The 17,384-nt window shown below is 64.5% G+C and carries 18 protein-coding genes, 1 tRNA gene and 1 other RNA gene; 9 read left to right on the top strand and 11 right to left on the bottom strand.

What is annotated here, in order from left to right; translation table 11 throughout:
• Nucleotides 1-42 precede the first annotated feature (42 nt).
• Together K414_RS0102850 and ffs are read right to left on the bottom strand one after the other, a co-directional pair.
• Complete coding sequence (locus tag K414_RS0102850; RefSeq protein WP_027494563.1) at nucleotides 43-1,329, bottom strand: aminotransferase class I/II-fold pyridoxal phosphate-dependent enzyme; 1,287 nt, start codon at nucleotides 1,327-1,329, stop codon at nucleotides 43-45.
• 54 nt (nucleotides 1,330-1,383) lie between these two features.
• An RNA gene (gene ffs / locus K414_RS28440) (signal recognition particle sRNA small type) lies at nucleotides 1,384-1,478 on the bottom strand.
• A gap of 95 nt (nucleotides 1,479-1,573) precedes the next feature.
• On the opposite strand from ffs, the gene K414_RS0102855 reads away from it, so the two are divergent.
• Nucleotides 1,574-1,661, top strand: a tRNA-Ser gene (locus K414_RS0102855).
• Nucleotides 1,662-1,921: 260 nt separating this feature from the next.
• Here the strand turns inward: K414_RS0102855 and K414_RS0102860 are convergent.
• On the bottom strand, nucleotides 1,922-2,668 hold the full coding sequence (locus K414_RS0102860) for a 3-hydroxybutyrate dehydrogenase (protein WP_027494564.1): 747 nt from the start codon (nucleotides 2,666-2,668) through the stop codon (nucleotides 1,922-1,924).
• A complete protein-coding gene (locus tag K414_RS0102865; RefSeq protein WP_027494565.1) occupies nucleotides 2,665-4,080 on the bottom strand; it encodes an MFS transporter in 1,416 nt (471 codons plus the stop codon). Before K414_RS0102865 ends, K414_RS0102860 begins: the two co-directional genes overlap by 4 nt.
• Before the next feature lie 139 nt (nucleotides 4,081-4,219).
• On the opposite strand from K414_RS0102865, the gene K414_RS0102870 reads away from it, so the two are divergent.
• Nucleotides 4,220-5,128 (top strand): LysR family transcriptional regulator, encoded by a 909-nt coding sequence (locus tag K414_RS0102870; protein WP_152530350.1) that lies wholly within the window; start codon nucleotides 4,220-4,222, stop codon nucleotides 5,126-5,128.
• 37 nt (nucleotides 5,129-5,165) lie between these two features.
• The gene (locus K414_RS0102875) at nucleotides 5,166-5,888 is read left to right on the top strand and encodes a hypothetical protein (protein ID WP_027494567.1); all 723 of its coding nucleotides are present in this window, start codon (nucleotides 5,166-5,168) and stop codon (nucleotides 5,886-5,888) included.
• A 13-nt stretch (nucleotides 5,889-5,901) separates the two neighbouring features.
• Here K414_RS0102875 and K414_RS0102880 read toward each other — a convergent pair whose 3' ends face one another.
• The 4 genes from K414_RS0102880 to K414_RS0102895 form a co-directional block, all read right to left on the bottom strand.
• Nucleotides 5,902-6,519 carry a dihydrofolate reductase family protein gene (locus tag K414_RS0102880; protein WP_027494568.1) on the bottom strand — a complete coding sequence of 206 codons (618 nt, stop codon included), beginning with the start codon at nucleotides 6,517-6,519 and terminating at the stop codon, nucleotides 5,902-5,904.
• Nucleotides 6,520-6,552: 33 nt separating this feature from the next.
• Entirely contained in the window at nucleotides 6,553-7,419 is an 867-nt protein-coding gene (locus tag K414_RS0102885; protein WP_027494569.1) for an alpha/beta hydrolase, read from the bottom strand.
• 36 nt (nucleotides 7,420-7,455) lie between these two features.
• A complete protein-coding gene (arr, locus tag K414_RS0102890; protein WP_027494570.1) occupies nucleotides 7,456-7,884 on the bottom strand; it encodes an NAD(+)--rifampin ADP-ribosyltransferase in 429 nt (142 codons plus the stop codon).
• Between the two features lie 119 nt (nucleotides 7,885-8,003).
• The gene (locus K414_RS0102895; RefSeq protein WP_027494571.1) at nucleotides 8,004-8,864 is read right to left on the bottom strand and encodes an NmrA family NAD(P)-binding protein; all 861 of its coding nucleotides are present in this window, start codon (nucleotides 8,862-8,864) and stop codon (nucleotides 8,004-8,006) included.
• Nucleotides 8,865-8,946: 82 nt separating this feature from the next.
• Here K414_RS0102895 and K414_RS0102900 point away from each other — a divergent pair, with 82 nt between their 5' ends.
• Complete coding sequence (locus tag K414_RS0102900) at nucleotides 8,947-9,660, top strand: TetR/AcrR family transcriptional regulator (protein WP_202595041.1); 714 nt, start codon at nucleotides 8,947-8,949, stop codon at nucleotides 9,658-9,660.
• 105 nt (nucleotides 9,661-9,765) lie between these two features.
• Here K414_RS0102900 and K414_RS0102905 read toward each other — a convergent pair whose 3' ends face one another.
• Nucleotides 9,766-10,416, bottom strand: coding sequence for a methyltransferase domain-containing protein (locus K414_RS0102905; RefSeq protein WP_027494573.1), 651 nt, complete (start codon nucleotides 10,414-10,416; stop codon nucleotides 9,766-9,768).
• Between the two features lie 36 nt (nucleotides 10,417-10,452).
• Here K414_RS0102905 and K414_RS0102910 point away from each other — a divergent pair, with 36 nt between their 5' ends.
• Nucleotides 10,453-11,904: an FAD-dependent oxidoreductase gene (locus K414_RS0102910; protein WP_037218828.1), complete on the top strand. Its 1,452-nt coding sequence runs from the start codon at nucleotides 10,453-10,455 to the stop codon at nucleotides 11,902-11,904.
• Here K414_RS0102910 and K414_RS0102915 read toward each other — a convergent pair.
• Both K414_RS0102915 and K414_RS0102920 read right to left on the bottom strand, forming a co-directional pair.
• Nucleotides 11,876-12,487 (bottom strand): CDP-alcohol phosphatidyltransferase family protein, encoded by a 612-nt coding sequence (locus K414_RS0102915; protein WP_027494575.1) that lies wholly within the window; start codon nucleotides 12,485-12,487, stop codon nucleotides 11,876-11,878. The two genes, K414_RS0102910 and K414_RS0102915, sit on opposite strands and share 29 nt — an antisense overlap.
• Complete coding sequence (locus K414_RS0102920; protein ID WP_237606117.1) at nucleotides 12,484-13,152, bottom strand: VTT domain-containing protein; 669 nt, start codon at nucleotides 13,150-13,152, stop codon at nucleotides 12,484-12,486. The genes K414_RS0102915 and K414_RS0102920 overlap by 4 nt, the downstream gene beginning before the upstream one ends.
• A 145-nt stretch (nucleotides 13,153-13,297) precedes the next feature.
• On the opposite strand from K414_RS0102920, the gene K414_RS0102925 reads away from it, so the two are divergent.
• The 4 genes from K414_RS0102925 to K414_RS25895 are packed head-to-tail and all read left to right on the top strand — an operon-like array spanning nucleotide 13,298 to nucleotide 17,179.
• Entirely contained in the window at nucleotides 13,298-14,533 is a 1,236-nt protein-coding gene (locus K414_RS0102925; RefSeq protein WP_037218830.1) for an ABC transporter substrate-binding protein, read from the top strand.
• Nucleotides 14,530-15,369 (top strand): ABC transporter permease subunit, encoded by an 840-nt coding sequence (locus K414_RS0102930; protein WP_027494578.1) that lies wholly within the window; start codon nucleotides 14,530-14,532, stop codon nucleotides 15,367-15,369. The genes K414_RS0102925 and K414_RS0102930 overlap by 4 nt, the downstream gene beginning before the upstream one ends.
• Before the next feature lie 11 nt (nucleotides 15,370-15,380).
• Complete coding sequence (locus K414_RS0102935; RefSeq protein ID WP_237606118.1) at nucleotides 15,381-16,154, top strand: ABC transporter permease subunit; 774 nt, start codon at nucleotides 15,381-15,383, stop codon at nucleotides 16,152-16,154.
• The gene (locus tag K414_RS25895) at nucleotides 16,151-17,179 is read left to right on the top strand and encodes an ABC transporter ATP-binding protein (RefSeq protein ID WP_037218831.1); all 1,029 of its coding nucleotides are present in this window, start codon (nucleotides 16,151-16,153) and stop codon (nucleotides 17,177-17,179) included. The genes K414_RS0102935 and K414_RS25895 overlap by 4 nt, the downstream gene beginning before the upstream one ends.
• Nucleotides 17,180-17,384 lie beyond the last annotated feature (205 nt).

Genomic DNA, 17,384 nt, shown 5'->3' on the forward strand with positions numbered 1-17,384 from the left:
GTGGAAACGCGTAGCCTGCTACGAGTTTCCACTCACATGCGTTCAGCCTTCGAGCAGCTTCTCCGTCGCGGCCAGCAGAACGCAGGTTGCGACGCCGTCCATCGACTTCTCCAGCTCACCGAGCGACGGGAAGCTCGGGGCGAGGCGGATGTTCTTGTCTTCCGGATCTTTTCCGTACGGGAAGGCCGAGCCGGCGGCCGTCAGAGCGATTCCGGCATCCTTGGCCAGCGCGATCGACCGCGCAGCCGTCCCTTCGAGCACGTCGAGGCTGATGAAGTAACCACCCTTGGGTTCGGTCCACGACGCGATCTTCGAGGCACCGAGCCGGTCCTCGAGAATCTGCTGCACCAGCGCGAACTTGGGCTTCAGGATCTCGCGATGCTTGGCCATGTGCGCCCGCACCCCCTCGGCGTCACCGAAGAAACGCAGGTGCCGCAGCTGGTTGAGCTTGTCCGGTCCGATGCTCTTCTTGCCGAGGTGCTTCTGATACCAGGCGAGGTTCTCCTCGGAACTGCCGAAGAAGCTGACGCCCGCACCGGCGAACGTGACCTTCGAGGTCGACGCGAACACGAACGCACGATTGGGGAAACCTGCCTTGGCCGCCATGCCGATGACGTCGTAGGACGGCGCGAACTCGTCGGTCAGCGGATGCACCGCGTACGCGTTGTCCCAGAACAGACGGAAATCGGGTGCGGCTGCGGGCATCGTTGCCAGCGCGCGAACGACTTCCTCCGAGTAGACGGCACCGGTGGGATTGGCGTAGTTCGGCACCACCCACATGCCCTTGATCTGCGGATCCGACGCCACCAGGTTGGCGATCTCGTGCACGTCCGGTCCGTCGGGACCCATCGGCACCGTAATCATCTCGATGCCGAAGCTCTCGGTGATCGCGAAGTGACGGTCGTAGCCGGGGGCCGGGCACAGGAAGCGAACGTTCGGCTCCGCCGACCACGGGCGTGGCGAATCCGACAGCCCGTGCAGCAGAGCCCAGACCACGAGGTCCTGCATGATTTCGAGGCTGGCGTTGTTACCGGCCACCAGGTTCTTCACCGGGATGCCGAGCAGTTCACCGAAGATGGCACGCAATTCCGGCAGACCCGCAAGGCCACCGTAGTTGCGGCAATCGGTGCCGTTGCCGTCCTTGTAGTCCGCGCCGGGGAGCGTCAGCAGCTCGGCAGCGAGATCGAGCTGCTCGGGCGACGGCTTGCCGCGGGTGAGATCCAGCTTCAGATTCTCGGCTTTGAGCTGCGTGTACTTCGCGCTCTGCCGCTCGTGCTCGGAGGCGAGCTCCTCATGGTTCATCAGACCCAACTGGGTTTGCGCTGGCATGCGGAGCGGCCTCTCGGTGACTGGGTTCCCCGGACAGTGTCTATGTCACTGAAATAAAGGGGACCCCGCGCACCCGGCAGAGCCCATTGACCCTTGCTGCCTTCCGGCCCTGGGGGAGTTCACAGGATGCGCGCCGCGCGGGATCCGTTAGGAAGTGTAGCCGCCTCCCGTCGGGCAACGCATCACCACCCTTCGCGCCTCCCGATTTGGGAGTTGGTGGGGGTAACCGGGTAAGCTCCCCCACGGAGGATTCGCCTAGTGGCCTATGGCGCTCGCCTGGAACGCGGGTTGGGTTAACGCCCTCAGGGGTTCAAATCCCCTATCCTCCGCCAAAGAAGCCCCCGTGACCTGTCACGGGGGCTTCTTGCTGTTCGGGGAGGGGTGCTCCGGTTCGCGCCCACCCGTCTCCCGATCAGCCCACCCGTCTCCGGATCAATGGGCGTTCGAGTCCGTCTGAGTGCAACAAAGCCGCATTCATCCGGTGGGGTGCGGCGACCCGATCCGGATGAATGCGACTTTGTTGCAATCTGAGCGACTGAAAACCAAGCTTTGATCCCAAAGTGGGGGGCGCAGCAGACGGGCGGCACTGAATCTAACGAGCCGACCAACCACCGTCCATGGTGTAGGACGCCCCGGTGACCATGCCTGCGTTCTCGGAGGTCAGCCATCCCACCAGTGAGGCGACTTCGGCCGGTTCGACGAGTCTCTTGATGGCGGCCTCGGTCAGCAAAACTTTCTCCAGTACCTCGTTCTCGGGAATCCCGTGCGCCTTGGCCTGATCGGCGATCTGTTTTTCGACCAGCGGTGTGCGGACGTACCCGGGGTTGACGCAGTTGCTCGTCACGCCATGCGCGGCACCTTCGAGGGCTGTCACCTTCGACAGTCCTTCGAGTGCGTGTTTGGCGGTGACGTAGGCGACCTTGAATTCCGATGCCCGCAGTCCGTGCACCGACGACAGATTGATGACCCGGCCGAACCGGCGGGCATTCATCCCAGGCAGCGCCGCACGAATCAGCAGGAACGGAGCTTCGACCATCAGCGTCTGAATTCGACGGAATGCGCCGGGGTCGAAATCGACGATCGGTGCGACTGTTTGGATGCCGGCATTGTTCACCAGGATGTCGACGTCGAGCCGAAGGTCGTCCAGTGCGGCGGTGTCGAGCAGATCGACCGACCACACCTCGCCGTCGAGCTCGGCCGCCAATTCCTTTGCTGCGACGTCGTTCACGTCGGCGATGGTGACGCGGGCACCGCGGCCGGCGAGCTCACGCGCGCACGCGGCCCCGATGCCGGACGCTCCCCCGGTGATCAGGGCGGAGCGTCCGGTCAGGTCGGTCACCGCTTTACACTCGGATCGAGCAGGCCGGCCTTCGCCAGCTCGGCTTCGGTGGCCAGGTTCTTGGCGTCGGCGATGTCGATGCTTTCGAGCGCCAATCCCTTTGTCTCCCTGGCGACGACGACGGCAACCACGGTGATCGCGCAGGCCACGGCCAAGTACACCGCGATGGGCACGGACGAGCCGTAGATGTCGAGCAGCTTCACGGCGATGATCGGGGCCAGCGAGCCGGCGACGATCGAGGTGACCTGATAGCCGAGGGACACACCGGAATACCGCATCCGCGTCGGGAACATCTCGGCCATGATGGCCGGCTGCGTGGCGTACATGAAGGCGTGGAACATCAGGCCGATGATGATGGCCAGCAGGATCACGACGTTGTGGCCGCTGTTCATCATCGGGAAGGCGAAGAAGCCCCACGTTGCCGCGGTGAGGGCACCGGCGAAGTAGACCGGACGGCGGCCGATGCGGTCGGCGAGCCTGCCCACCAACGGAATTGTGCAGAAGTGGATCGCGTGGGCGATGAGCATCCACCACAGGATCGTGCTGGTGTCGGTGCCGACCTCCACCTTGAGGTAGGTGATGGAGAAGGTGACGACGAGGTAGTACATGACGTTCTCACCGAAGCGCAGGCCCATTGCGGTGAATACGCCACGTGGGTAACGCTTCACGACCTCGAAGACGCCGTACGACGCGGCCTTGATGACCTCGGCCTGCTTGTGTGCCTCGATGAAGATCGGGGCGTCGGAGACCTTGGTACGGATGTAGTAGCCGACGAAAACGATGACGGCAGAGAGCCAGAACGCGACGCGCCAGCCCCAGCTGAGGAATGCTTCGTCGGACAGGGTTGTCGTCAGGACGAGCAGTGCGACGGTCGCGAGGAGGTTACCTGCGGGCACGCCTGCCTGCGGCCAGCTGGCCCAGAATCCGCGGCTCTTGTTCGGACTGTGTTCTGCGACAAGGAGAACCGCGCCGCCCCATTCGCCGCCGACGGCGAAGCCCTGAATGAATCGCAGGGTGACCAACAGTGCCGGGGCCCAGTAGCCGATGGCCTCGAATGTCGGTAGGCAGCCCATGAGGAACGTGGCTCCGCCGACGAGGACGAGGCTGAACTGCAGCAGCTTCTTTCGGCCGTACTTGTCGCCGTAGTGTCCGAAGACGATGCCGCCCAGGGGTCGCGCGACGAAGCCGACGGCGTAGGTGACGAAGGCCGCGAGGATGGCGTCGAGCTCACTGGTTCCGGCCGCAAAGAAAATCTTGCTGAACACCAGTGTGGCGGCGGTTCCGTAGAGAAAGAACTCGTACCACTCGACGATGGTGCCGGCCATCGATGCTCCGACGACCTTCTTCAGGCCCGTGGGGGTGGCATCGGGGTCCGGCTCGGACCTTTCTGCCAGCGGTCGGTCGACGCTCATAGCTTCTCCTGTGTTGCTCGGCACTGCGTGCTCGTGTTTGTGACAGACCACACATTTAGCGGGGTTGGTCTGAGTATTGGTGCAGATCTTTTTCTGCGCAAGAGGCATGGACGCAGGTTCGATCTGCAAAACTGCACACATGACACGCGGTGACGGGAAGGTTCCCAGTGCCGACGACCTGCTGGTGCTGCTCGCCGTCAGTCGAACCGGACGCTACAGCTCCGCTGCCGACGACCTCGGCATCAACCACACGACCATCTCCCGACGCATCGCCGCACTCGAGGACACCCTCGGCGGACGAGTGCTCACCCGTGCCGGCGGAGGTTGGGAACTGACCCAACTGGGGCACGGTGCACTGGCCGCTGCCGAGGCCGTCGAAAACGCGCTGCAGACGCTGGTCTCGAGCGACGCGGGTGCGCTGAAGGGCGTCGTACGCATCTCGGCCACGGACGGTTTCAGTGCTTACATCGCAGCTCCTGCGGCTGCTCGCGTGCAACGCACCCATCCGCTGGTGTCGGTGGAGATCGTCGCGACCACCAGACGTGCGTCGAGGCAACGGTCCGGATTGGACATCGAGATCGTCGTCGGACAACCGCAGGTGCATCGCGCGGAGGCCATCCGGCTCGGCGACTACGTGCTGGGTCTGTACGCGTCGAAGACCTACGTTGACGAGCACGGCACGCCGCAGGTGCCGGCCGACCTCGCCGCCCATCCGTTCATCTACTTCATCGACTCGATGCTGCATGTCGACGATCTGGATCTGGCCCCCAACTTCACTCCGACGATGCGCGAATCGGTGACGTCGACCAACGTGTTCGTCCACGTCGAGGCCACACGAGCCTCGGCGGGCATCGGATTGTTGCCGTGTTTCATGGCCGACCGACACCCCGACCTGCAACGAATCCTGCCCGACGCCATCGCGGTGACCCTGACCTACTGGCTCGTCACTCGCACCGAAACTCTCAGACGACCCGAAGTGTCGGCGGTGATCGACGCGATTCGAGCGGTAGTCACCGAACAGCGCCCGGCTCTGCTGGGTGAGAAATGAACGCACGGAACCTACGCCCCACAAGGAGAGTCCCCTGATGTCCGATATCGATTTCTATTTCGATCCGGTATGCCCGTTCGCGTGGATGACCAGCAAATGGGTTCGCAAGGTTCAATCCCAGCGCGATTACTCCGTCGACTGGCGGTTCATCTCGCTTCGCCTGCTCAACTCCCACATCGACTACGACGCCCATTTCCCACCCGAGTACGAGGCCGGCCACACCGCGGGTCTGCGACTACTGCGGGCCGCTGCCTCTGTTCGTCGTGAGCATGGGTCGGACGCTGTCGGGCCGCTGTATCAGGCCCTCGGAACGCACATCTTCGACACCGAGGCGGTGCCCGACGACGCTGCGAGTCACGGACATCGCGGCACCGCCGCATTCCTCGGGCCGATCCTCGAGGAAGTCGGGCTGCCCACCCATCACACTGCAGCACTCGATGATTCGACGATCGACGACGAGATCCGGGCCGAAACCGATCATGCGCTGTCGCTGACCGGCAAGGACGTCGGAACTCCCATCATCGCCTTCGAGCCACCGGACGGTGTCGCGTTCTTCGGTCCGGTGATCAGCAGGATTCCCAGCGACGAGGAGGCAGTGCCGCTGTGGGACAACGTGATCGGACTCGCACGATTCCCTGGATTTGCCGAGATGAAGCGCAGCATGCGTGAGCTCCCCCAGTTGAAGGCACTCGGGCTGACGGAGGACGAGGTTGGCGTGCAACAGGATTGGCACGGCGGGAGCCGGCGGCAGAAGAAGTGAATTGCCCTCCGATCTAGTCGGTCAGTACGTCGTCCATGTTGCCGACGTCCGGAGTCCCGGCGTCGAGGCCGTATCGCAGGTAGACGGTGCCTTTGCCTCCGACGGCCGGTGGCTCGAGCAACGTCAGGTTGCTGGGCACGGTGCCGTCGGCGAAGACCTTCTTTCCGACTCCGAGAAGGATGGGGTGCACCCATAGATCGAGCCGATCGAAGAGCCTCTCGCGCAACAGGGTCTGCACCAGATCGAGACTTCCGACCACCTTGATATTGTCGTGTCGATCTCGGATCTCACCCACCGCCCCGGCCAAGTCCGGTCCGAGTTGAGTCGAACCGTCCCACCGCAGATCGGGTGTGCCGCGCGAGGCCACGTATTTCGGGATGGTGTTGAACAACGTTGCGAACGAATCGCGTTGGTGCGGCCAGTACGCGGCGAAGATGTCGTAGGTACGCCGCCCGAGTAGGAGCGCATCCGTGCCCTCGTATGCGGCGGCGACCTGTGCCCCCGAAACCTGGTCGAGCAAAGGAGCCTGCCAGCCGCCGTAGGGAAAATTCTCGGGGTCTTCCTCCGGGCTTCCGGGTGATTGCGCGACGAGGTCGAGGGTGGCAAAAAGCTCCAGCGTGATGAGGCCCATGATTGCTCCTGGTTCTGTAGGACGAAAGCTCGATCAGCCCAATACTTTCCGTAGTGTCTCGGCAAATTCGGTCGGCTTTCCCGTCTGACCGAATTCGCCGCCGAGGAAGCCCGAGTGGCCGCCGGGAAAGACAATCGGCTCCGATCCGAGGAGCGCCGCAGTGGAATACGCTGCGCGAGCGGCGATGTGACCGTCCTCGGGACCGCCGGATTCCTCGCCGACTCCGATCACAACCGTGGTGGGAGCAGCACGCACCGCGTCGACGTCGGGTGCGAAATCGACTCCGCCGCTGCGCATGTTGGACATCAGGGCGTCGTCGCGGGTTCCGTCGTCCTCGGCCGAGAGGCCGAACTGCGCCGGGTCCGGTGCCGGGCGATCGAAGAACGTGTTGTCGATGGGTCCTGCGTGCATGAGCAACGCCATGAACTGGGCCATGGCCGGACCGCGGCCGTGAGCGTCGTATGCGGCCACCATGTTTGCGCACACGGTCGCAATGTTCTCCCGGTCCTGCAGAGTGCCTCCGGCGGGTGGTTCGTGGGCCACCAACGTCCGAACATCGGACGGGTATCTGCTGACGAGTACCAGCGCATTGACCGCACCCCCGCTCGAGGCGAACACATCCACAGGCCCATGGCCGACGGCGGTGAGCACTGCGTGCAGGTCGTCGGCATGTTGACCGAAGGTGACCGCGGCCGTCGTGTCGTCTCGTCGACTGCGTCCCACATTTCTCGGGTCGTACGTGACGACCACTCGGTCGCGGAAGTGCGATGCCAACGTCCCGAACCCGCTCGCATCCATCGGTGAGCCGATGAGCACCAAGGGAGAAACCCCGGGCTCGAGTTCGCCGATCACGTCGTACGTCAGGGTTGCACCAGGAACGGAAACTGTCTGTGTCGTCATGCTGTGTGGACCTGGGTCTGCGCGAAAACTCACCGCCTAGTCGTAGAGAACCGCCGTTCCCGTCTGCCTCAACTTCTCCAGACCTTCACGAAACCGGTTCAGATATTCGGGCGAATGCCCGACCCACTCGGACGTCTCTTCGACGATGCGTACCGGTTCCGCGCTGCGGTAAGAATGAGTCGGATTGCCGGGGAACTTCTTGTCCGTCACGTTCGGATCGCCCTCGACACTGCCGGTCGGCTTCACGATGTAGACCCGAGGACGCCCCTCGCCGACGGCCATCTCGGCCGCGAGCACGGCACCGTCCAGCACCTTGGTCATGTAGATGTAGTTCGCGATGTGCTCGGGACGGTAATTCGAGCGATAGCCGGGAGACAAGTAATCGCCGGCCTTCAGATCGGCCTTCGTGCCATGAAAGTAAGAACCTGACTCGTGCACGCGAAATCGCTCCGGTGTGTCGGCCATGTCTGCCATAGAAATTCCTCCGTGTCGGTAGCCGGAAGAGTGTGCACCGCCGATGGGGTCTTGCCGCAAGCCCCCAACTCAGCGATAAACTGAAGGCAACGGCGGCGGGCACGGCTATGTCACGTCGCGCGTTCACTCGACACGAGAAAGTCACGCGTAGTTCGTGGTTCGCGACCGAGCAGTTCGCCCAACAGCGGGTCGGTACCGGCGAATCGGCCGTCGTGGGCGGCGAGAAAGATGCCAAGGGTGAAGCGAGCCATGAACTCGTTCGCACCTGCAGCCACGCGATCGGCGACCCACTGCTCCTCACCCACGATCGATACCTCGATCTTTCGACCCACGACTGTCGACGCGATGGCCGCTACCTCGGTCATTGTCGGAGCATCGCGGGCCGTCAACACCGTGGGGCCCTCGTATGCGCCATCCGACGTGAGTATCGCGGCGGCAGCTTCCGCCGAATCCGCTCTGTCGGTCCACGAAACAGGGCCGTCCACGGGTATGGATACAACGCCGGTCTCGCGCCAATCGCCCATGACGAAATCGAGGCTGTGTGCGTAGAAGCCGTTGCGTAACGACGTCCACGCCACACCGCTGTCGGCCAACATCTGCTCGGTCGCAGCATGATCGCGCGCAGGCTTGAACGGACTGTCGAGCCCCGAGCCCTGGTGACTCGTATAGAGAATGCGCCCGGCACCGGCGGCGACCGCCGCGTCGATCGCGTTGCGATGCAACGCTGTCGCGTCGGCCCCGGGATCGCTGGACGAGACGAGCAACACCTGGTCTGCCCCGTCGAACGCCGTCGTCAGCGAGTCCGAATCGTCATAAACGCCTCGACGCACCTGCGCGCCACGATCCGCAAAGCGCTGCGCCCGAGCCACATCGCGAACCGCGACGGCGATCTCCGAGGGGTGAACGAGTTCGAGTAGATGGTCGACGGTGGCACCGTTCAATGCCCCGGTAGCTCCGGTGATGACGATCATGACGACCTCCTGTTATCAATGGAATCAGATAGAAGTTAACACCGGAAACACAACGATAGCAACAATGCGTTATCGTCGATACGTGGAGGATTCGTCGACGAGCACCAGAGACAGCACACGTCGACGAATCGTCGATGCCGCAGCTCGGCTTCTGCAGGAAAACGGCCCGGGGGCGGTGACCACTCGCGGCGTCGCCGAGTCGGCCGGGGTTCAGGCACCGGCCATCTACCGATTGTTCGGGGATAAGAATGGTCTGCTCGACGCCGTCGCCGAACATGTCATGGCCACCTATGTGTCCACGAAGTCCGAGATCGCAGACAATGAGCTCGCCGAGGATGGTGACCCCGTGGAGGATCTGAGAACCGGATGGCGCGCACAGATCGAGTTCGGGATCGCCAACCCAACCTTGTTCGCTCTGCTCAGCGACCCTGCTCGAGTGCCCGATTCTCCCGCGGTCCGGGAAGGAGAAGCCGTTCTCGCGGCACGGATTCGCCGGATAGCCCGCACCGGCCGACTTCGGGTCACCGAGCAGCGCGCGGTGGAGCTCATTCATGCCGCGGGTACGGGTGCTGTCCTGACCATCCTCGGCACACAGCACGATCGCCGAGACGTCGGACTCGCCGACGAGCTGTTCGATGCAGTCATGCGCCACATCGTCGTCGACACACCTCGGTATCCCGAAAGCTCTGCGCACGGTGCAGCGATTGCCTTGCGAGCCTCGATTTCCGACATCGACGTACTGAGCAATTCGGAGCGGCAGTTGTTGGCCGAGTGGCTCGATCGGATATCCGGGTGACGATGCACCCGATGCGCGGACGCTGGTGGTATGGCCGCACTACTTGACTCGATCGCCGTTCGACGAGGCAGACCTCGCGCGACGACGAGCCGTTCGACGCACCGTTCATGAACTCGGCTCTACCGAGCCAGAGTTGACCGTCCCGACGCGAATCTGGATATGGCCTCCGCGGACAGCGCGGGCCGAAAGATCCTGCAGCAGTGGCGTCATCGCCGTCCATGGATGCGCCTCGATGTCCGACCCTCCGAGTCGACACGCAAGCTTCGCGAGCGGCGTCCACGCTGCGGCTCGTCCGACGGGCCGCTGCATGTCGACGACGGCCACGACGCCGCCCACTCGCGTAGCCGAGATCATCGATTCGAGCGCCGCCTGCCATGGCGTCATCAACGACAGCGCGTAGGTGCTCAGGGCCGCATCGAACGGGGCCTGCTCCCCCAGATCGGCGGACGTCAGGGCGGTGGCGTCGGCGGGGATCAATGTGACATTCATCCACCCCGCGCGGGTAGCTCGAAGTCGGGCCTGTTCGAGCATCTGCGGGCTGGCGTCGATTCCGGTGATCGAGCCGGTCGGGCCGATCATCCGCTGCAACCCGGCGAAGTTCAGCCCCGTCCCGCAGCCGAGGTCCAGAACATGGCTCCCCACAGGCAGATTCATCAGCTCGAACGCCGCGTCCCGTCCAGCTCGATACACCGGCCACTCGGCGGAGATCACGTCGTACAGGCGCGCCGAGAAGGTGTACTTGGTCGGTCGTCTCATCTCGGGTCTCTCCAAGGCGCGGGCATAGTGGGAGGTATGGGAATCCGTCGTTCGACTTCGAGTGTGCCCGACGTGGTCGTGGTGGGCGGCGGTACCGCCGGCATCGTGGCAGCGAAGACCGCGGCGGGTTTCGGCGTTCGCGTCGTATTGATCGAGCGGGACCGCACCGGCGGCGACTGCCTGTGGACCGGATGCGTGCCGTCGAAAGCACTGCTCGCGGCGGCTTCGGTGGCACAGACGGTTCGATTCGCGTCCCGGTTCGGCATCGACACCGAGCCACCGCGCGTGGATTTTGCACGCGTGATGCAGCACGTGCACGGGTCGATCGCCGAGATCGCGCCGATCGATTCACCCGAGGCACTCACTGCGGCCGGGGTCGACGTTATCAGCGGTAACGCCGTGTTCACCGGTCCGAACACGGTGAATGTTGGCACGCGGATGCTGCATTTCGGTCAGGCGATCGTGACCACCGGCGCGCATCCCACAGTGCCGGCGATCGACGGCATCGAGCACGTGGACTACCTGACCAGCGACACCCTGTGGGATCTGAAGGACTTACCGCAGCGACTGCTGATCGTCGGTGCCGGGTCGGTGGGTTGCGAAATGGCGCAAGCATTCTCGCGTCTCGGATCCGACGTCACCCTTGTAGGACGGTCAGCGACGATCCTTCCCCGCGAGCACCCTGAGGCCTCGTCGATACTGACGCAGGCCCTGACCGACGAGGGTGTGCGGGTACTGACCTCCACCGCCGTCGTACGCATCGACGACGGCTCAGCCACAACCGACACGGGCGTCGAGATCGACTTCGATCGGGTACTCGTCGCGACCGGACGGACTCCGCGGACCGCGTCTCTCGGGTTGGATTCGGCCGGTGTGGAAGTGGGCGACAACGGATTCGTTCGGGTCGACGAGCATCTGCGGACCACCAATCCCCGCATCTGGGCCGCGGGTGATCTCACCGGTCATCCGCAGTTCACGCACACAGCGGGCGTGCATGGCAGCCTGGCGGCGAGCAACGCCGTGCTCGGCCTGAACCGAAAGGTGAGTACGACGGGGACTCCGCGGGTGACGTTCACCGATCCCGAGATCGCCTCGGCCGGAATCGATGTACGGACTGCGCGTCAGCGTGGGTTGCGGCTGCAGACACTCGAGCACCAACACGTCGATCGCGCCGTCACCGAGAGTGCAACGAACGGATCGACGACGCTCGTGCTCGACGCCAAGCGACGTATCGTCGGAGCCTGCGTGGTGGGTCCGCGAGCGGGCGAGACGATCGGGGAGCTGATCATCGCCATCGAGCAGGGTTTGCGTACTCGCGACCTCGCCGGGGCCACGCATCCGTATCCGACGTACAACGACGGGCCGTGGAATGCGGCGATCGCAGACGTGAAGGCGCAGTTGGGTTCTCCGGTAATTTCCCGAGCAACGGCCGCACTGGCGAAGGTGCGCGGCACGTGGATCAGGAGAGCGCGCGATACCCGGCGATGATCCGCTGACCGGAGCTCACCGCGACCACCGCTGCCCAGACCACCGCGATCTGCCACGAGATTCCCGGCAACAGTAGCCAGAGACTGTGCACCGCAATGGTTTCGGCACCCTCCGCCAAGCCGCCGAGGAACGACAGCGATCGACCGTCGTCGATGGTGCGACCGGTGTGCTCGGCAATGGAGGAGAACGCAAGAAACGCGGTGCCGTTGATGTAGTACGCCAACAAAACCAGCAGGAACGGCCACCAGGGGGCGTCGTACGCGGCTGAGGCACCGATCGCGACGCCCACCACAGTCGTTCCGTAGACCACAAAATCGGCGGTGATGTCGAAGAATCCGCCGGCACCGCCCGTAGTGGAACGCCTACGCGCGAGAGGCCCGTCCAGCCCGTCGGCGATGCGGGAGACGATCCACAATGCCAAAGCGAGCAACCAGAATTGCAGGCCGGCGGCCAGTGCACTACCCAGGCCCAGAACGAGTCCCGCCGCGGTGATCCGGTCGGGCGTGATCGAGGGACGGTCGAGCGCGCGTGCACAACGATCGAGTGGGCCTTCGAGGTGTCGGCGCAGAAAGCTGTCGATCATTCGGCTGCACCGGTGAGTCCCAGACGGCGTGCCAACAGGGCCGAGCCGGCCGCGATCGCCAGGACCGCGAGCAGTGCGATGGCGAACGGCCACGACAGCGGCGACGTTCCGTAGGCACCGAGCGCGGTGTAGGCGACGGTCGCGGGCACGATCCCGATCATGGTGCCCACCACGTAGTCACGTTGCCCTACGGCACTGACTCCGGCCGCGTAGTTGACCAGGGAGAACGGCAGCGGCACCAGTCGCACGAGCAGTACTGACAGCAATCCTCGTCGTCCGAGCATGGCGTCGAGCCGGCGGAGCCTGTCCCATTCGGTGCGGGCCACCTGTCCACGGCCAAGCGCCCGCGCTCCCCAGTACCCGAGATATGCCCCCGCGGTGGCGGCGAACACCACGACGGTCGCGCCCACCGCCAACCCGAACAGCAGTCCCGACGCGATGGTCAACGTGCTGGCGGGGAACGGGGTAGCCGACAGGACGGCATAGAGCACGACGAACAACGCGATGCCCCAGGGCCCGGCCGACACCACGCGATCGCGGATGAACGACGGATCGGGAAGATCGACGGTGCTCAGCACGATCACCACAGCGATGACGATCACGGCAGCCGCGAGCAATTTCAGGGTCGTGCCGCGGCGACTACGCGTCGGGCGGTCCTGCGTCACGGTGTGTGCCTCTCGTCCGACGGTTCACGATCCATTGTGCACACGGCCGGTCTGCCCGCGTGTTCAGCGGTTGTCGCATTCGACCGATTACGGTGGTGAGGGCAGCGTCGACGACGGCTGCTTCGGTTGATCTGGAGGCCCCCGGGTGATTCGTTCAGTACGGTGCGCAGTGGCGATTGCGGCGAGCGCAGGGTTGCTGCTCACCGCATGCGCAGCACCATCATCGGAGGCTCCGCGCGCCGACGACCTGTCCTGGAGCGAGATCCAGGAGCAGGCGCAAGGACAGACCGTCTCGCTGTGGATGTACGGCGGCGACGAGCAGGGCAATGCCTACGTCGACGACGTGCTCACCCCCGCGGCCGCCGCGGAGGGCGTCACATTGCGTCGCGTGCCGGTGGAATCGACGACCGATGCCGTCAATCGCATCCTGTCCGAGCGGCAGGCCGGGGTCACCGACGGCGAGGTGGACCTGGTGTGGGTCAACGGCGCGAACTTCGGCACCGGTAAGCAGGCCGGCGCGTGGCTGTGCGGGTGGACGCAGAATCTGCCGAACATGGAACTGACCGATCCCGAGGATCCGCTGTTGCGCGACGACTTCGGCACCCCGGTCGAGAACTGTGAATCACCCTGGCACAAAGCTCAATTCACCCTGGTCTACAACGCAGCAGCCATCCCCGATCCGCCGACGACATTCGACGGCGTGCTCGACTGGGCGCGGGCGAACCCGGGCCGCTTCACCTACCCCGCTCCCCCGGACTTCACCGGTTCGGTGTTCGTGCGTGAAGCCTTGATCAACGCCTCCGGCGGTGTCGACGAGGTTCCCGCTCAGTTCGATCAGGACTCCTACGACCGACTCGCCCCGGCATTGTTCGATCGATTGAACGAGCTCGCCCCGTCACTGTGGCGCGAGGGAACGACGTATCCGCAGTCCTCCTCCGAGCTCGACGCCCTCTACGCCGGTGGCCAGGTCGACATGACCATGACGTACGGCCCCGCGACCCTCCCGAAACTCGTCGCCGACGGCACCTTCCCACCGGAGACCCGCGTCCTGACTCTCGACGAGGGAACCGTCGGGAATGCGAGTTTTCTTGCCATTCCGTCGACGTCGGGGAAGTCGGCCGCGGCGCAGGTGGTTGCCAATCTCGCGTTGTCGCCCGAGCAACAACTTGCAAAGGCGACTCCGGAAGTGTGGGGCCAGTTCACCGTGCTCGATATCGACCGATTGCCCGATGACGCCCGCGCCAGGTTCGAGGCGTTGCCGAGTTCGACGGTTCTGCCGTCCTACGAAGAGCTGTCGGCCAACGCGCATCCAGAACTGTCAGCCGACTGGGTCTCGCCGGTCGACGAGGGTTGGCGTCGAAGCGTGCTCGCCGGTCAGTGAGCGCGTCCACGAGGAGCTTTCGCGGCACAGCGGCGGTCCTCCCCGCCGTCGTCTTGGTCGTTCTCGTCGTCGGCGGCGGCCTGGGAACCGTGGTGCTGCAGAGCCTGGGTCTGATGCCGTTGGTCGGAACCCCCGAACTATCGGTCGACGCGTACTCCGCTCTGGGCGGCGACCTCTGGCGCTCGGTGGTGCTGACGCTGTCGATCGCCATCGTCTCGACGGCGTTGGCCACGGTGATCGGGCTTGCCGCGGCGCTGACGGCGTTGTCGGGTGGACGCGCCGCGTTGGTCGCTGCTGGGGTGACGGTCACGGTGCCGCACCTGATCGGCGCGGCGGCGATGGCGTTGTTGCTGGCGGATTCGGGGATGCTGCCGCGCATTCTCGGCATGACCGACGGCGGCTGGCCGGAGTTGGTCGGTGGGAGGTGGTGGATCGCCGTTGTCGCCGAATACGCCTGGAAGGAATCGGCTTTCGTAGCCGTCGTCGTGGCCGGGACGCTCGCCACCCGAGTAGCGGCATTCGACGAGACGGCCGCGACCTTGGGTGCCGGACGGTGGGCTCGGCTCCGTTTGGTCACGCTGCCGTTGGCTCGGCCCGCGCTGATCGCATCGGCGGCCATCGCGTTCGCCTACACGGTCGGCTCGTACGAGGTAGCCCGCATTCTGGGTCGCCCGTATCCGGAGCCGTTGTCGGTGATGGCCATTCGACTGTTCACCTCGATCGATCTTCAGACGCGTCCGCAGGCAGCTGCTGCGGCGACGGTCGCCACCGCTCTGACGGTGGCCGTAGCCGCGGTGGCGCTGCACTATCTGCGCAGATCGGCAGCGTGGAAATGAACAGGGTGGAAGTGAACAGGATTCTTCCCGCTGTCGGCAGGTCCGTTCTGGTCCTGTGGTTCCTGTTGCCGCTGATTCCGGTTGTCTTGTGGGCCATCAGCAATCGCTGGTCGTTTCCCGGATCGGTTCCCCAGGAATGGGGATTCGACGGCGTCCGCAGCGCCCTCGACGCCGGTGGTGTCGATGCGTTCGTGCGGTCTACCCTCCTCGCTCTCGCCGTCGCCGCCATCGCAACACCATTGGGCGCGTTGGCCGCTCGCGCACTGGTGAACGGTTCCGTGCGTTTCCCCGCTTTCGTGGCCGGGGTTCTCTTCGCTCCGCTGACCCTGCCCCCGTTTGCTGTGGCGTTGGGACTCGATGTTCTGGTGCTGCGCTCGCGCATTCCGAGCACGGTGGCGGTGATTGCGTTGCTGACGGTCGCGGCGATTCCGTACACGACGTACCTGATGCGAGTGGCGTTCGGCGCGTACGACATCGGCTACGAGGAGGAGGCACGCACTCTCGGTGCGTCGAATGCCATGGTGCTGCGGCGTATTCGCATTCCGCTGTTGGCTCCGGCGTTGGCGGGTGCGGCGTTGCTCGCGTTCCTCGTCGCGTGGAGCGACTACGTGATCACGTTGTTGATCGGTGGCGGCAGACTGGTCACTGTGCCCATTCTCGTCGCCTCCTTCGCCGCAGGCACCGGTAACGATTCGGTGGTGGCTGCGCTGTCGGTCACCGCCGTCGTGCCGCCGTTGCTGCTGGTGCTCATGCTCGCCCGGTTGCGTCGTAGGAGTGCACGATGAGCGTCGAACTGTCCGTTCACGGACTCACGAAAGTACATGCCGGTCAATCGGTTGCGGCTCTGGATTCGTTGGATCTCACCGTGCCACCGGGATCCTGCACGGCGATTCTCGGGCCGTCGGGCTCGGGCAAGAGTACGGCGCTGCGGCTCATCGCGGGATTGGATTCACCCACCACCGGCACGGTGCAGATCGACGGCCACGAGGTGAACGGTGTTGCGGCCGAGAACCGCGGCGTCGGGATGGTGTTTCAACGTCCGATGTTGTTCCCGCACATGTCGGTACTGGACAACATCGGTTTCGCGTACCGCGCGGCCGGGGAAAGTCGCAAGCGGTCGCGCGAACGTGCCCGGGAGTATCTCGATCTGGTTCATCTCGGTGACATCGGGGATCGCGCGGTGTCGGAGGTATCCGGCGGGCAGGCCCAACGGGTGGCGTTGGCACGCTCACTTGCCGGTTTACCGCGAGTGTTGTTGTTGGACGAGCCCTTCAGCGCTCTGGACCCTGTGTTGCGCACCGAGATGCACGACCTGGTGCGCGAATTGCGTTCGACGTTGGATCAGACCCTGCTGCTCGTCACCCACGATCAACAAGAAGCGGCGGTGCTGGCCGATTCGGTCGCAGTACTCATCGACGGCCGACTGGAGCATCACTCCGATATCGCGACGGCCTACACGCGTCCGAGCACGCTCGCAGTGTCGCGACTGATGGGTGGGATGAACGAAATCGAGGGGCAGTGGGACGGGGTTGGGGTGCATCGCTCCGAGCTCGGGGAGCTGGAGGTCGAAGGAGTTTCTTTGCCGGCTGGGCGTGCCGTGCTACTGCTTCGACATGAGTTGATCACATTGAATGACAACGGGATTCGTGGGGTTGTTTCTGCCTCGAGGCCTACCGGATTTCGCAGCATCGCCGATGTGACGGTGGGATCGACAGTGCTGAAGGTGGAGCTGGCGGCGGGATCTGCTGTGCGGGTCGGGGACGCCGTGGGATTGCAGATTCCGGGTGGGGCGAGGTTTGTCACGAGTTGAGGTCGAAGATGTGGCTGTTCGCAGTTCTCGCACTCCGGAGCCGGCCGAAGTCCCCATACCGCTGAGATGGTCGGCAGATCGGGCGTACCGGTCGCCGTAAGGTGAAACAGCTACCCTTGTGGTGTTCGATCCGACGTGTCGCAGGCCGGGTCTTCGAACTCGGTCGTCAGGGCTCGCGATCGAGGTCTGACCGTTCTCACAGCCG

Origin of the sequence: Rhodococcus sp. JG-3 (assembly GCF_000482405.1) — a bacterium.
GTDB lineage: Bacteria > Actinomycetota > Actinomycetes > Mycobacteriales > Mycobacteriaceae > Rhodococcoides > Rhodococcoides fascians.